Consider the following 14,333-nt stretch of genomic DNA (forward strand, 5'->3'; position numbering starts at 1 on the left):
CTGTCTCTTATACACAAATCCCTAAGCCACGCTTGGGGATTTTTTTTGAACTATTTTTAGGTTTCATGATCTGATCATCTAAGCAATGACAAGGATGATTATCATGACCTATATAGAGCCAACCCTCTGGGCACAAAAACAGTTCGGTCAAGCCCACCTAAATGACCCTAGACGCACTCAAAGACTCGTTACTCTCGCAGCCTCACTGGCCGAGCAACCTGGTGTACCCGTCTCGAAACTCATTATCTCCCCTGCTGAAATGGAAGGGGCTTATCGCTTCATCCGTAATGAGCAAATCAAAGCAGAAGATATCGCAGAAGCGGGGTTTTATGTCACCGCACAAGAAGCATTAGAGCAACAAACACTTCTTGCCTTAGAAGACACCACTTCTCTCAGTTACTCCCATCGCAGCATTCGAGATGAACTCGGGCACTCCAATCAAGGCAACCGACATCGCGCCATGTTCGTACACTCAACCTTACTTTTTGCTCCCGACACTCAATCTGTTATTGGTTTAATTGAACAACAGCGCTGGACTCGTGATATAGAAAAGCGAGGCCAAAGGCACCAGCATGCGACTCGACCATACAAAGAGAAAGAAAGTTATAAGTGGGAACAAGCCTCTCGCCATGTCGCTGAGCGACTTGGCGATAAAATTTCGGATGTCATTTCTGTGTGCGATAGAGAAGCCGACCTATTTGAATACCTCACTTACAAGCGAGAGCAACAACAAAGGTTCATCGTTCGCTCAATGCAAAGCCGCTGTATTGAAGAGCATGATAATCGTCTTTATAGCTATGCCTCTACCCTGTTATCAGCCGGAGAGAAAGTGCTCGAAATACCGCAAAAAGGGGGGCGTAAAGCTCGCAAGGCTCATTTAGATATCAAATATGCCCCCGTGACACTCAAGTCTCCTGCTAACAAGAAAGAGTTCGATAACATTCCGCTTTACTACGTGGGATGTATAGAACAAGGAGAGAGTAGCGATAAGCTCGTATGGCACTTACTGACTTCTGAGCCGATAACGAGCAAGGAAGAGGCACTCAAAATCGTCAGTTATTATGAGCGGCGCTGGCTGATAGAAGATTTTCATAAAGTCTGGAAAAGTGAAGGGACAGAGGTTGAGCAACTGAGAATGCAAAGTAAGGACAACTTAGAGAGGCTCAGCGTTATTTTGGCTTTTATCGCGACTCGGTTACTCCAGTTGAGGTTTATGAATGAATCAGACGAGTTATCTAAGACCAGTTGTGAGCGGGTATTAAGAGGCAAAGCGTGGAAGTTAATGTGGCTCAAGTTGGAGAAGAAAGAACTACCGAAAGAAGCGCCTAATATATCATGGGCTTACAACGGTATTGCTCGGTTAGGTGGTTGGAAGAATACCAAGCGAACGGGGCGCGCTTCTATAAAGACGTTATGGCAAGGATGGTTTAGGTTACAAACCATCCTTGAAGGGTATGAACTCGCTAAGTCTCTTGATTAACCAGACTTGTGATCAAGAGACAGGCTCATATGAGCAGGCTTTTTAATATCTGCTAACAAATGAGACTGTAGACTGTATTGTCTAACAAACAGATGAAAAAAAGCTCGCTAATACGAGCTTCTTTATCATTCAAATTTGTTTGGTATTACGATTTAGCCGCCGCTTTCGCTTGTTCAGCACGCTTACGGCGAATTTCTTTTGGATCGGCTAACAGTGCTCGATAAATTTCGATACGATCTTTATCTCGAACGGTTGCATCTAACTTAACGTTGCGGCTGTATACGCCAACTTTATTTTTCGCCAAGTCGATTTCTGGATACAACTCTAAAACACCAGACTGCGCAATAATCTCTTCAACGGTCGCGTTCTTATTTACCACTAAGGTAAATACACGCTGCTCATGTGGAAGCGCAAACACAACTTCTACGTGGATCATATCTGATTCAATAGTCATGGCTTAGTAAACCTGTTTCGCTCGTTGAGTAAAAGCACTGACCATATTGCTTGTCAGTTCATTGAAAATCTTGCCAAATGCCATTTCAATCATTCGACTAGAAAATTCAAACTCTAGTTTAAGTTCAACCTTACATGCTTGGTCGTCTAGAGGAGTGAAATACCAGCCCCCCTCCAGCTTCTTAAACGGGCCATCTACCAGCTCCATTAAAATTTCAGCACCATCCGCCATTCGATTCGACGTAGTGAATGTTTTACTGATACCAGCTTTAGAGACATCAACCGAAGCCACCATCGCGGAATCTGAAGATTCGATCACACGAGAACCAGAACATCCTGGCAAAAACTCAGGATAACGAGCAACATCATTGACCAAGCTGAACATCTGGTCGGCACTAAAAGACACTAATGCTGAACGAGTAACCTTTGGCATATAGACTCCTGTTAAAGACAGCGTTACATTAACACAAACTGCAATTTTAATTGTATTGGGCCAGAGCGCAAATAAAAAGGATTCCCCATCTAGGGCGCATTCCGTATAATGAGGCCATTATGGCAAAGAATAAATCAAAATCAAAAGCCGGTAGTAATACCATTGCGCTTAATAAGAAAGCTCGCCACGAATATTTCATCGATGATGAGATAGAAGCGGGGCTTGAGCTACAAGGCTGGGAAGTAAAATCCCTACGTGAAGGCAAAACCAATATCGCAGAAAGCTACGTATACATCCGAGATGGCGAAGCATTCATCAGTGGTATGACGATTACTCCGCTAACTCAAGCGAGTACTCATATCGTGGCGAACCCAACACGTATCCGTAAACTATTAATGTCGAGAAAAGAACTCGACAACCTTATCGGTCGTATTAACCGTGAAGGCATGACGCTTGTCGCAACCGCACTTTACTGGTCTCGCTCTTGGGCGAAGATTAAAGTTGGCGTAGCGAAAGGTAAAAAGCTGCACGATAAACGTACTGATATGAAAGAAAAAGATTGGGCGAGAGATAAAGCACGAATTATGAAGAGTAATTTGCGTTAATTTTAAGCACTTAAACGCACAGTGCTAGACAGGGTAAGCTTTTCTGGTACTATGCAAATAACACTTGGGGCTGATTTAGGATTCGACAGGAATTTTGAAGTCTGAGGTGCATGCCGTGGGGCGGTTGGCCACGTTAAAAGCCGCAAAAAAATAGTCGCAAACGACGAAAACTACGCACTAGCAGCTTAATAACCTGCTCAGAGCTCTCTTACCCTAGCTTCCGCTCGTAAGACGGGGACCAATAAGAGATCAAACCCAAACTAGCTAGCGTGGCTTCTCCCACCTGAGAGGAAAAGCGCGAATTATAATTCAGGTTAGCCTTTAACTAGCGTGTCGGTTCGCAGGTTGCTGGTGAAATTAAAGATCGACTAAGCATGTAGTACCAATGATGAATGATTTTTGGACGCGGGTTCAACTCCCGCCAGCTCCACCAAACGTTTGGAAACAGCGTTATTTCAATAGGTTAGCGCCTTTTGGGATAGCGCTGTTTTTGTATGAGTGCCACACTAAAGTGCCACAGTTGCGGCACTCGTAGTATCTCACTTCTTCATTGCCTCGTAGCAATCGTTCAAGAACACCAAATTAACCGCCGTTAAATGCAACGTGTACTTCGTTATGTGCTCAGAGACTTTAATAGGTTCTGGCTTAGCGTGTCCTGCTTTTTCATTTCTGATTGGCGGTACACCTGACTCTAAAGTTTTAGCAAGCCCATTTAAATGCTCTTGAGTATGAGTTTCAAACAACCCTTTATCTTTACATAGAGCTATTAAGTTACTTGCCCCTGCTTTCTTTGGATTGTATTCCCATCCCTCTTTGTCGCAGATAATTTTCATCATGCCTTCAAACGCACGTCCACAACTCATCAAACACTCTTTAAAGTTACTGTGCCTGTAATGTTCGTGTGCCTCTAAAAACTCCTGTCTAGGAGCTTCATAATTCTGCAAGATGTAGAGTGCAGGTTTAACCGCCTCTGCATGAATAAACTGCTCATCTACTTTAATGAGGATTCCATCGCTGTATTCAAACCCAAACCCATCACGCTTCATTCGCTCATTGATTTCTTTCAGTGCATCATCGGGCTTCTGTGTTGCTGAGTCATCGTGAGAATGTCTGTAAAAGTTCTTTCTAACAACGAAATCTATGAACTTACAACTTAACTCTAGCGTGTCTAGGAACTGCTCTAAAGGTGCATTATCAAACATGTTACGCAACCATTGGTCACAGCCACGCTCGAACCCCATCAGCCTATACTCACCATACTCTTTACAAAGAATTTCATAAATTTGCGCGTAAACGCCCTCAGATGGGCATGATGATGTTGCGTAGTAACTACCACCAGACACGTTTGTACCAATTGCCGCAAAGACAATCTGTGTCAACTGCGTTCTGAGTTTCTGGCTAGCCATTTCATACTGATACACTTCAGGGTGCTTCGGCTTATTTCTCGTAGAGTACAAATCAAATACAGCCACGTTTCTTCCTTACTTTAATTATTTTGCTTCCTATTATACCGCCTACTGTGCACCAAGTAACCTATACAATGTTGCCCTGCCTATCTCTAACTCCTTGGCTGCTTTAGCTTTGGGTACACCGTTATCCAATAGCTTCTGCACATCCTCTTTCGTCACCTGTGCTTTCGGTCTACCTATGTGTTTACCAGCTGCCTTCGCTGCTGCTATCCCCTCAGCCTGACGCTCTTTAATCAATTCCCTTTCCATCTGTGCCACTGCTGCCAGTATCCCTAGTACACCTTTCTGCGCTGCACTCATTACACCATCGAATCTCATTCCTTCCTTGTGGAACTGTACCGATACACCTTTCTGGTTCATCTGCTCCACCAGCCCTACAGCATCACCTGCACCGCTACGACAGATACGGTCTAGGCTGTGAACATGCAGCACATCACCATCCCTGACATAATCCAAGCACGCCTGTAGCTGTGGTCTGTCTACTGTCTTAGCTGATACCTTTTCCTCGAACACCTTATCCAGTTTCACATCTGCTAACTGTCTGCTGGTGGACTGCTCTGCTGTACTAACTCGAATGTAACCTACGTTCGCCATGCTTACTCCTAGTGTCTCAAAACCTCTTAGCACTTACAGTGATTGCATGTATCAAAACTCTAAGTCAATACTTTTGAGACAACCTTAGATACAGTGTCATAAGGTATAGTTTTTTATATATCCAGAGTCGCTCTATGAAACTTACCGCACTGCTTAAAAAGCACCTGAGCTAGGACTTTTTACCTCTAAATAAAACCAGGCAATAACAAGTTAAAAATAAAAACCATCATGCCACGCAAAAACAAGAACATAACACCACCAAACAAGCCAAAAACCAACTTAAAATTGACATTATATGCTTAATTAGTGATATTTTATGCCAATCTTAATTATAGCTAAAAACTGACAATGAGCACGACAACCACAACATCGGATACCATCCAAAATAAGACATGGAAAATGCCAGATACTCTGGTGCTAATTTTCTTTATCGCGTTGCTTGCGACTGCAATGACATATGTCATACCTGCAGGCATGTTTGAAACACAAGACATCAGCTATGTTTCTGATGGTGCAGAGAAAACTCGTACCGTTCTAGATCCAGCTTCATTTGCCTATCACACCGACCCCCAAGGCAACCCGATTTACAATACTGTCGGACTATTCGCCAGCGGTGGTGATATCGGCTTAATGAACTTCGTATTTGAAGGTTTAGTGTCTGGATCTAAGTGGGGTTCAGCAATCGGCGTTATCATGTTTATGCTTGTGATTGGCGGTGCTTTCGGCATTGTGATGCGCACAGGTACTATTGATAACGGTATCTTGCGTCTCATAGACAAAACCAAGGGCAGTCAATCTCTTTTCATTCCAGTATTATTTGCACTGTTCTCGCTCGGTGGGGCTGTATTTGGTATGGGTGAAGAAGCCGTCGCCTTTGCCATTATTATCGCGCCGCTAATGGTACGTATTGGCTATGATGGTATTACTACGGTAATGGTGACGTACGTAGCGACTCAGATTGGTTTTGCTGCTTCTTGGATGAACCCATTTTCTGTTGCTGTTGCCCAAGGCATTGCTGGTGTACCTGTCTTATCTGGGGCATCGGTGCGTATCGCTCTATGGGTTTTCTTCACCGCGCTCGGCATCGCTTTTACGATGTGGTATGCGAATTCGGTAAAGAAAGACCCTTCGAAATCTTACAGTAAAGCTGGTGATGTTTACTTCAAGAAGCAACAAGGAGACTTGACTCAATCACGTTGGAATATCGGCGATACGTTGGTGATTCTCACCGTGATAGCGAGCATAACCTGGGTTATTTGGGGTGTAGTGGTTCACGCATGGTACATTCCTGAAATTGCCTCTCAGTTTTTCACTATGGGATTTGTTGCTGGCTTAATCGGTGTTATTTTCCGATTAAATGATATGACCATCAACGACATGGCCGATTCATTTAAGGAAGGCGCAAGTGTGATGCTAGCGCCCGCTATTCTTGTGGGTAGTGCTAAAGGTATCTTGCTGATTTTAGGCGGCGGCAGCGATGCAACCGAGCCAAGCGTACTGAATTCAATCTTAAGCAGTGCGGGCGGTGTGATTAGTGCATTGCCAGAAGCGATGGCTGCTTGGCTGATGTTCGCCTTCCAAGCTATTTTCAACTTCTTTGTAACGTCAGGATCAGGGCAGGCAGCTCTAACGATGCCATTAATGGCGCCACTCGCCGATTTAGCAGGTGTGACTCGTCAAGTCGCGGTTTTAGCATTCCAGCTAGGTGATGGCTTTACCAATATCATCGTCCCAACATCAGCTTCTTTGATGGCAACACTAGGTGTATGCCGCATTGACTGGGGTGATTGGGCAAAATTCTGCTGGCGCTTTATCGTGCTGCTATTCTGCTTGTCGAGCGTTATTATTGTTGCGGCTCACCTGCTGGGTTTTGCATAACAGCGCCTTTCAATATTTACGTGTATCTCAATGGGCAGTTTACTGCCCATTTTTAATCACAGCTTTCAATAACAATCATCCAACACAGACTCAGAATAGATTGTGAACCAGAGACAAAGGAAACTAGTGTGAGAAAAACTACTTATACCAATGATGTTCTAAATGGACACCCTGTAATATCTCAACTCAATGTTGATGACTTACCGATGGGATGCCATCGTTTCTGGTTTGAGGCACAAACTAACGGTGTTGGTCAAAATCATCATTTACCTGTGGTCGTCTATCGCGGTGAGCAAAGTCAAAATGCTCGCAAAATAATGGTAACGGCAGGCGTTCATGGTGATGAATTAAATGGAGTTATTACCGCACAGAAGGTCATTCAAAAGCTCGTAAACGAGGAGATACACGGCACAGTCATCATTATTCCGATGATTAATGTGTCAGGTATGTTGATGCACAGCCGAGATTTTATTTCATCGGATCCGGATGCATCCCCAGCAAACCTTAACCGTATATTCCCTGGAAACCCGAACGGTGATGCCTCACAACGTTTTACACATTCAATTTGGCAGAACCTACTCAGCCATAATGCGGATCTTGCTATCGATCTGCATACCCAAACTCGCGGAGCAGAGTATCCTTTGTATGTCTTTGCCGATTATCGAATCCCCGCAGCAATCAAAATGGCTCGATTGATCAATCCTGACTGTATTTTTGATGATCCAGGTGATGATGGCGTTTTAGAAACGCAGCTCAATAAAAGTGGTACGCCCGCTATCACCGTCGAGGTTGGTTCTGGAAAGGTTTTACAACCCGACCTCATTGAGCGTTCAGTGAATGGCGTGATGAATATCCTGCACTCGGAAAATATCATCTCTACAAAGATAGATCAGCCTCACTATGCCTGCTTTGAAGGCAAAGAAACGGTGACCATTAGAGCCAATGTCGGTGGTTTCGCTCTCCCTCAAGTTAAGGTCAGTGAATCAGTACAATCAAAACAATTGATTTCAATTCAATATGATAGTTTTGGTTCTGAAAAACAACGTTATTACGCCCCTGCTGATGGCTATGTACTCAGTGTCAATCAAGATCCGATGCGTGAACCGGGCGCTTTGTTAGTCAGACTATTGAAGTAACACGTCACTTCATCAAATGGCTCTTTACTGATGGCATTTGAGTCGTTAACCCATATTGTGAAAAGGGGATAACTCGGCAGAGCTATCCCCTTATTATTACTTATAAATATTAATCACTTACTGTGATCGGTATGACTATGATTAGTATTACTGCTGAGAAAGCCCAGTACCACTGCGCCAACCATGACTGCACAAACAATGGCAAATAGACGTGTCATTTGTGCCGAGAGGGACGCAGATCCTGGGTGGCTGATGATCTGATAAGCCAAGGTCGTAAAATTAGTAAACAAGAGCTGATAAATCGTCAGATTCGCCTGCCGCCTGATAGCAAAACACGCAAGTTGCAAACCACACACCAAACTCACGCCATAAATAACCAAGATTGGAGCGCCTGACACCATCATGATCATCACAGGTAACGTAAACAGAATGCCAACGCCAGTGGTGACAAGCTTGTTTCGGCTGAATGTACGGTGGTCGTGATTCGATGGGCTTTTCAACATACTGCCAAGCGTAATCGCAATCAACATCGTTTGTGACACCGAATTTCCTACCAAAATCGCCAGCACAACCACAACCGCGGTCGCTTTAAATGCAACCATGATATAGTCACCAGTAGTGGGCGCATCGGAAACGGCCGCAGTCGGAAGGACATTCACTTCATCCCCCGGGAACAACCAGAACCCCAAGTAAGTGACGATCAAAGCTATCACCAGCTTTTCAAAGAACAATAGGGGCAATCCCGCCATTGGGAGATGCATCTGCTTGTTGACCACCACCATCACGATGACCACGATAATGGTCAGTGTCGCGATGATATCTTTTGTATTCTGATGGCTACGCTGATAACTCCAGAACAGCAATAGCCAGCAATAGAGGACAAAACCGGTTGGCGAGTCGACCAATACACTACCAAAAAACACCACACCAAAGCTGATTAAGATTAATGCAACAATCACCTTTAATATTAAATTAATCGGTGGTTTGGATGGCATCAATGTCATGAACATCACAACAAATATGGGCGACAAAACAGCGAGCATCTGCCCACTTTGTTGATGGTAGAACAATAGCGAAAGCGGCAGTAACACCAATCGAATAATGGAGTTAGCTGAGCTATGAAACATAAGTCCACACGCTTAGAATTCTCATCCAAAGCTGAGCAAGCCACTCACCTGGGGTACTTTGCTCTGTCATGACAGCCACTGTGGCTTGTGAACCAAAACGAATGTTGCTTGGAACCTCGCCATGATCAAACACAATATTGACTGGGTAGCGCTGCGCGGCAATAGAATTGGTGTCTGAATTTAAAAAGCCAGTCTCTTGGTCAGTGCTATTGCTGCCACCCGTTCCCCAACCAATGCTATCAACCGTGCCGTATAGCACTCGCCCCGGTAACGCATCCAATACGATCTCAACTCTTTGCCCGACTTGTATATGCTCTAGCGAGTTTTCTCTGTATAACGCAGATATCCACACCTCTCGCGGATCAACAAAGGTCAAAACAGGTGAGCCTGCGGTTGCTCGCTGGCCTACCGTCAGTTGTAGGTTACTCACCACGCCATGAGAAGGAGCCATCACTTGGGTTTTCTGTAAGTTGAGCTGAGCCTGCTCAAGGGCTGCAATCGCCGCCAACACTTGTGGATTATCACTCCCTTCTGGCCCTAACGCTTGTTTTGCCTGAACCAAAGAGGCTTCTGCGGCTTTCAATGACGCTTCAGCACGATCACGATTCTCTATGGCGTTGTCTAATTCAGAGCGGCTAACCAGCCCTTTACTGGCGAGTTCACTCACTCGACTCGCTTGCTCTCGAGAATTATCCCGAGCCGCAACCGCCTCGGTCACTTTCGCTTGTGCAACGTTAACCGCCGCTGTGCTTGCGCCAATATTTTGGCCGACTTGAGCAAGATTCGCTTCAGCGGAACGCAAACTGATCTGATAGTTTCGAGCATCAATTTCAAACAACACTTGGTTCGTTTCAACGACCTGATTATTTTCAGTTTGCACAGACGTGATATTGCCAGAAACTTCAGGAGCAATACGCACAATATAAGAGTGAACACGGGCGATCCCCGTCATTGGTGTGACGCGGTCGGCCCACAAACTGTAAAGCCACACTACTAAAATAACCGAAATAATAATTAAACTAAGCTTACGCGAAGATTTTTCTGCTTTTGACATGCTCTCTCTCTCGATCCGACAGCACGATTTACTCGCCTGCCGAATACGATGTTTTAAAAAATTAAAGTGAATTCCACTTCATTGTAGTCTAGTCGATCTGTCTCTTGAGTAAAAACAAACGATTACTTGAAATATTGTCACGGCAACAATTAACAATCAACAATCAACAATCAACAATCAACAAAAAGCCACACATCCCATTAATGAAATGTGTGGCTGTTTAGATCTGTTCTGCTACGAACTTAGATAAGTTTAGGGGTTACTCCATATCACCTAACAAGTAATCTTCATCGCTGCTCACTACTGCGCCGTGCTTCAAGAAGTTCTTACCTAGGATCATGCTGTATTCGAAGCGAGAACGGTCTTGAAGGTTTACCCTCACCTCTTTCTCTAGGTCTCCGAGCTTAACCTTCATTTCTACTACAGGGCGAATGTTTACCTTCTCGCCTTTCTTGGCTTTAATGCGCATTACATCAATCACTGGCTTGGTGAAATCTTGCTTATCGCCTTGGTTGTTTTGATAAGTAAAGCTCACCATGTCTTGGCCATCTTTCTTAAATCGTTTGATGTTGACTGCGTTCATTGAGCTTACATCCGCGCCAGTGTCGAGCTTGGCCGGGAACTTCATGCCGTTCACTTCTACTACTTCAATGTGCCCTACTTTAAACAGTGGCTCAGCTTTCAGAAGGTAATCAGAACGCGTATTAACGTAAACGCCTTCTTTTGCCATCTTCTTACCTAAAATAAAGTACGCTTCTTTCTCATTTGTATTAAGCACATCGATGGCAAACTCTTGCGTACGCACTTTTCCAGACACCGCAAACTCACCACTTACAACCGGACGAGTATCATCCCCGACTTTAAGCTTCTTAATAATTGGCTTGGTCACCTTCTGCTTCTCACCATTTACATCCGTAAGATAAAATTCAACGGAAGCATCTTTGCCTTTACCTGTCATTTCAAAACTGTCGACCTTCAGCAAAGGCGTATTGACAGTGAAGGAAGCCACAGCCTTTAGTGGGAAATCATCTAGGGTGATGTCCTCTTCCGGCGAGATAATCATAGGCTCACCAGACTCAGCTACATCACTAAAGTTCTCTGAACCTTCTGATAAAATATTCTCAGCACTGGTGTCGATCATGAAGAGTTCGCTGGCGGTGCTGGTTCCAAATCTCAATTGCGACTCACGACTCGAGCGCTCACGTAGGTACACCAGAACGTCTTTAGTTGTGTTTTCATCGAGTTGAACAGGCACATACACCAAAGGTCTCTTCTTACCGCTCACGCTTAACATACGAACCAACGGCAATGTCATCTCTTTTTGCTTGCCGTCGTTGTCGAACATATCAAACGTCACTTGTTTGTTCTTTTTGTCTATGTCGATGTCTTTTGCATGCAAAATGCTGTAGCGATTCTTTAAAGAGAAGGTCGCATTCATCGCCATTCCCGAGATAGACACCACCTCTTTACGGCCAACCACCGTTGCGTTCTCTTGCTCTTGTAAATAGTCGTAACCTGCAAACACCAGCGCGTTATCCGCAAGGAAGGTTTTGCCGATCAATACTGGCGCAGAGAAGTGACTTCTGTCGGTCAGGTTAACATCGGTTTTTACTTCTTGCTCCGCAATGGTGAGCGACATTTTTACGGTAGGACGAAGTAAAGGCGTGCTGCTAGTGCGGCTGCGTATCATGCTGACACGCTCTAAAGGCGCTTCGATTAATACCATGTCTCCGGTGCGTGGGTTTTGAACCTTGAAGGACACCACAGCTTCATATTTCGCAAAGGTACTGCCATCCCAATCATCGTAATCAACATCGGAATTGTTCAACAGGTCTTCGGTTAACGCCGCCATCAACTCTTTGTCTTTGAGGTTTTGGTAATCGGGATTAGAGCTCTTCACATGAATGTCTTCAGCATGCATAGAAGTGGTTTCCGCACCGGTATCAATTTTACCAATGAAAGGAACGTCTTTTAGCCCTTGAACGCTAGATAAGTACACGTTCTCAGTACGACCTAATACCGACTTACCATCGAGTTCGTAAGTTGGATTTTGAGTGGTATGTGAAGTATCAGTAGCCAAAGTGTATTGTGAAAAAAGTAGAGTGCTTAAAAGAGTTAGAGCCAAAGGTATCTTTTTCATTAGTTGGTCCGTTGTGATCAGTTCACTAATAATACTGGCGTTTCAGCGAAGAGTTCCCCCACCAGCAATGGTTCTCACATAACGTTAACGCTATGAGTTTTTCAATGACAAACCGATGACTTTGCGCTGCATTCGCTTATCGATTATTGACTAATGGATACCCAATAACCTTTTCAATGCTCGGTGTTCTATTGAAGAAATGAATACAAAAAAGGCCAACGACGAGCGCTGACCTTAGCTATTCAAAACACACCTGAAGCGAGTTTAACTTGCTAAAACACAAACGGTTCTAGATAAACATAGCACTAAAAAGTCCCGACTGTTTTCTTTGCGCAGATAGCCCGAGCTTTTTCTGCGTCCTCACCTTTATTTTTGAGATAGCACTGTCGATAAGATTCGACGTAGCGCTCAAATAACACCTTGGCTTCAGGTTGTGGTTTAGAGAGCAGTTGGCTAACGAACTTTCTTGATCCAACCTCAAAATGCTGAGTATCGATTGGGCTATTCCAATCCCCTCCCCAGATCATAAATCCGTGATGGGCAAACAGCTCCACCACATCTTCAGCCATGCCGCGGCGTTCTATTTCATCACGCGCACGAAAGCGAGTACGGTTCACATAGCTTGTCGCAGATTGTGAAGGCTTTACCGTTATTCTTCCGTTGCTATCGAACTCTAAGAAAGGGTTTTGAACTGGGTTGATGTCTATCGCCACACCATAGGCATGCTTCGACCAACCTCCTCCTCCGGTAATAGGCCGAGCGTTAAACGCGCTGCTGTTGTTCGCATCCATTGAGGCGTTGTCGTCCCCTCTGAATTCACGCATAAGGCGAGCAGAATGAAGAGGAAAATTGCGCTGTTTAAGCTCTGAAAAGATTTGTTCAACAGCAGGCGCAACCACATCAAGCACGATCATATTGCCCTGTCGCGTTTCCCCTTTGAAATTAATGAAATCGAAGTCCACTTTGGATAATCGCTCACAACCAACGGGCGCACCACTACTCAAGACATTGTTCTTTTTCATCATGTCGCATTGCCATTGAGATATAGGGGCAACTTGGGCATAACTCACTGCACTGAGCACAGTGGCCAGACAGCCGACAATAAAACGTTTCATATCAAAAACTCAAAATAGTAAGAGTGAAAAGTAGCAGAAGTTGGAAAATAGCATATTAAGCCAAGTTGAGCGCACGCTTTGTTAGCGTGTTTTGTTCCAGTAAACAATCTCTCTAACTCGTCCGTTCTGATCCTTGTCAGCTTCTCCACCAACATCAGAAAGTTCAGGTAAGGTCGATAATTGCGGAGCGTAATAGGCAACTAACATAAGTACGAACGCATCGTAAATATCGTCTATCGCGGCGTCTTTACGTTTGGTATTTGAAATGGCCAACGACAAGCGGTCACGCCATTGAGGGGATAGCTGCTGAATAATAGAAAGCCGTTCCTCTTTGCCTTCTTGCGTTCGTTTGGAAAACGTCAGCGGTTCGCCTTTCAAAGCTGCAAACACCACCTCAGGATGTGATTCCCTGATAGAAAGACTGGGGTGAGATTCAATAAGCTCATCAAGCTCACGGATCTTGGGCACAATTCCCCAAGTCTGTTTAGAAAACTTCTTATCAAGCTGCTCCACATTGGCACTGCACGCCGCAATGTAATCGATTTGATAAACCGCCTCTCGGCACGGAACAGGAAACACGGAAGATCCACGCTTGCTGGTGAGAAAACGCCTTGCCGCTTTATCGCATAATCTATCTGGAGTAAGCGAATCGCTAAAGCCAATAGGCATGTCGATTAACGTTGTTGCTCCAGTAAGATCATCAACCAACTCATCGAGCGTGTTTACCACTTTGAACGTAGGTGGCTCATTGCCAAAGACAATCCAAGCGATCCAACCCGACTTGCAGCCATCAATTCCGATGTATTTCATTATGTTATCGATGATTAATTTGTTGAGGGCTATTTGGGA

Annotated in this window: 13 protein-coding genes and 1 other RNA gene; 5 read left to right on the forward strand and 9 right to left on the reverse strand. The window is 44.6% G+C overall.

Annotation, left to right across the window (positions count from 1 at the left end):
- Positions 1 to 103 precede the first annotated feature (103 nt).
- Positions 104 to 1,480 carry an IS4 family transposase gene (locus AB4161_RS18675; protein ID WP_102319739.1) on the forward strand — a complete coding sequence of 459 codons (1,377 nt, stop codon included), beginning with the start codon at positions 104 to 106 and terminating at the stop codon, positions 1,478 to 1,480.
- A gap of 145 nt (positions 1,481 to 1,625) precedes the next feature.
- Here AB4161_RS18675 and AB4161_RS18680 read toward each other — a convergent pair whose 3' ends face one another.
- Positions 1,626 to 1,934 (reverse strand): RnfH family protein, encoded by a 309-nt coding sequence (locus AB4161_RS18680; RefSeq protein ID WP_016796754.1) that lies wholly within the window; start codon positions 1,932 to 1,934, stop codon positions 1,626 to 1,628.
- A 3-nt stretch (positions 1,935 to 1,937) separates the two neighbouring features.
- Positions 1,938 to 2,366, reverse strand: a complete 429-nt coding sequence (locus AB4161_RS18685; RefSeq protein WP_010438915.1) for an SRPBCC family protein — start codon at positions 2,364 to 2,366, stop codon at positions 1,938 to 1,940.
- A gap of 119 nt (positions 2,367 to 2,485) precedes the next feature.
- On the opposite strand from AB4161_RS18685, the gene smpB reads away from it, so the two are divergent.
- Positions 2,486 to 2,971: an SsrA-binding protein SmpB gene (gene smpB / locus AB4161_RS18690; protein ID WP_004735156.1), complete on the forward strand. Its 486-nt coding sequence runs from the start codon at positions 2,486 to 2,488 to the stop codon at positions 2,969 to 2,971.
- A gap of 66 nt (positions 2,972 to 3,037) precedes the next feature.
- Positions 3,038 to 3,404: a transfer-messenger RNA gene (gene ssrA / locus AB4161_RS18695) on the forward strand.
- A 106-nt stretch (positions 3,405 to 3,510) separates the two neighbouring features.
- On the opposite strand, the gene AB4161_RS18700 is transcribed toward ssrA, so the two are convergent.
- A complete protein-coding gene (locus AB4161_RS18700) occupies positions 3,511 to 4,443 on the reverse strand; it encodes an STM4504/CBY_0614 family protein (RefSeq protein ID WP_372083883.1) in 933 nt (310 codons plus the stop codon).
- 42 nt (positions 4,444 to 4,485) lie between these two features.
- Positions 4,486 to 5,034, reverse strand: a complete 549-nt coding sequence (locus AB4161_RS18705; RefSeq protein WP_372083917.1) for a recombinase family protein — start codon at positions 5,032 to 5,034, stop codon at positions 4,486 to 4,488.
- A 399-nt stretch (positions 5,035 to 5,433) separates the two neighbouring features.
- On the opposite strand from AB4161_RS18705, the gene yfcC reads away from it, so the two are divergent.
- Together yfcC and AB4161_RS18715 are read left to right on the forward strand one after the other, a co-directional pair.
- Positions 5,434 to 6,912, forward strand: coding sequence for a putative basic amino acid antiporter YfcC (yfcC, locus tag AB4161_RS18710; RefSeq protein WP_372083919.1), 1,479 nt, complete (start codon positions 5,434 to 5,436; stop codon positions 6,910 to 6,912).
- Between the two features lie 128 nt (positions 6,913 to 7,040).
- Complete coding sequence (locus AB4161_RS18715; protein ID WP_017059743.1) at positions 7,041 to 8,048, forward strand: succinylglutamate desuccinylase/aspartoacylase family protein; 1,008 nt, start codon at positions 7,041 to 7,043, stop codon at positions 8,046 to 8,048.
- 113 nt (positions 8,049 to 8,161) lie between these two features.
- Here the strand turns inward: AB4161_RS18715 and AB4161_RS18720 are convergent, their stop codons facing one another.
- The 5 genes from AB4161_RS18720 to AB4161_RS18740 form a co-directional block, all read right to left on the reverse strand.
- The gene (locus AB4161_RS18720) at positions 8,162 to 9,175 is read right to left on the reverse strand and encodes a DUF2955 domain-containing protein (RefSeq protein ID WP_017059742.1); all 1,014 of its coding nucleotides are present in this window, start codon (positions 9,173 to 9,175) and stop codon (positions 8,162 to 8,164) included.
- Positions 9,165 to 10,229: an HlyD family secretion protein gene (locus tag AB4161_RS18725; RefSeq protein WP_017059741.1), complete on the reverse strand. Its 1,065-nt coding sequence runs from the start codon at positions 10,227 to 10,229 to the stop codon at positions 9,165 to 9,167. The genes AB4161_RS18720 and AB4161_RS18725 overlap by 11 nt, the downstream gene beginning before the upstream one ends.
- A gap of 259 nt (positions 10,230 to 10,488) precedes the next feature.
- A complete protein-coding gene (locus tag AB4161_RS18730; protein WP_372083884.1) occupies positions 10,489 to 12,369 on the reverse strand; it encodes an ATP-dependent zinc protease in 1,881 nt (626 codons plus the stop codon).
- Positions 12,370 to 12,674: 305 nt separating this feature from the next.
- Entirely contained in the window at positions 12,675 to 13,484 is an 810-nt protein-coding gene (locus tag AB4161_RS18735; protein WP_372083886.1) for a M15 family metallopeptidase, read from the reverse strand.
- A gap of 81 nt (positions 13,485 to 13,565) precedes the next feature.
- Positions 13,566 to 14,294, reverse strand: a complete 729-nt coding sequence (locus tag AB4161_RS18740; protein WP_372083887.1) for a DUF429 domain-containing protein — start codon at positions 14,292 to 14,294, stop codon at positions 13,566 to 13,568.
- Positions 14,295 to 14,333: the final 39 nt, after the last annotated feature.

The sequence above is a fragment of the Vibrio sp. 10N.286.51.E5 genome, from assembly GCF_041469125.1.
GTDB lineage: Bacteria > Pseudomonadota > Gammaproteobacteria > Enterobacterales > Vibrionaceae > Vibrio > Vibrio crassostreae_C.

Coding starts and splice junctions, on each gene's coding strand:
- AB4161_RS18675 (WP_102319739.1), top strand. CDS start 104: ATGACCTATATAGAGCCAACCCTCTGGGCACAAAAACAGTTCGGTCAA.
- AB4161_RS18680 (WP_016796754.1), bottom strand. CDS start 1,934: ATGACTATTGAATCAGATATGATCCACGTAGAAGTTGTGTTTGCGCTT.
- AB4161_RS18685 (WP_010438915.1), bottom strand. CDS start 2,366: ATGCCAAAGGTTACTCGTTCAGCATTAGTGTCTTTTAGTGCCGACCAG.
- smpB (WP_004735156.1), top strand. CDS start 2,486: ATGGCAAAGAATAAATCAAAATCAAAAGCCGGTAGTAATACCATTGCG.
- AB4161_RS18705 (WP_372083917.1), bottom strand. CDS start 5,034: ATGGCGAACGTAGGTTACATTCGAGTTAGTACAGCAGAGCAGTCCACC.
- yfcC (WP_372083919.1), top strand. CDS start 5,434: ATGCCAGATACTCTGGTGCTAATTTTCTTTATCGCGTTGCTTGCGACT.
- AB4161_RS18720 (WP_017059742.1), bottom strand. CDS start 9,175: ATGTTTCATAGCTCAGCTAACTCCATTATTCGATTGGTGTTACTGCCG.
- AB4161_RS18725 (WP_017059741.1), bottom strand. CDS start 10,229: ATGTCAAAAGCAGAAAAATCTTCGCGTAAGCTTAGTTTAATTATTATT.
- AB4161_RS18730 (WP_372083884.1), bottom strand. CDS start 12,369: ATGAAAAAGATACCTTTGGCTCTAACTCTTTTAAGCACTCTACTTTTT.
- AB4161_RS18735 (WP_372083886.1), bottom strand. CDS start 13,484: ATGAAACGTTTTATTGTCGGCTGTCTGGCCACTGTGCTCAGTGCAGTG.
- AB4161_RS18740 (WP_372083887.1), bottom strand. CDS start 14,294: ATGAAATACATCGGAATTGATGGCTGCAAGTCGGGTTGGATCGCTTGG.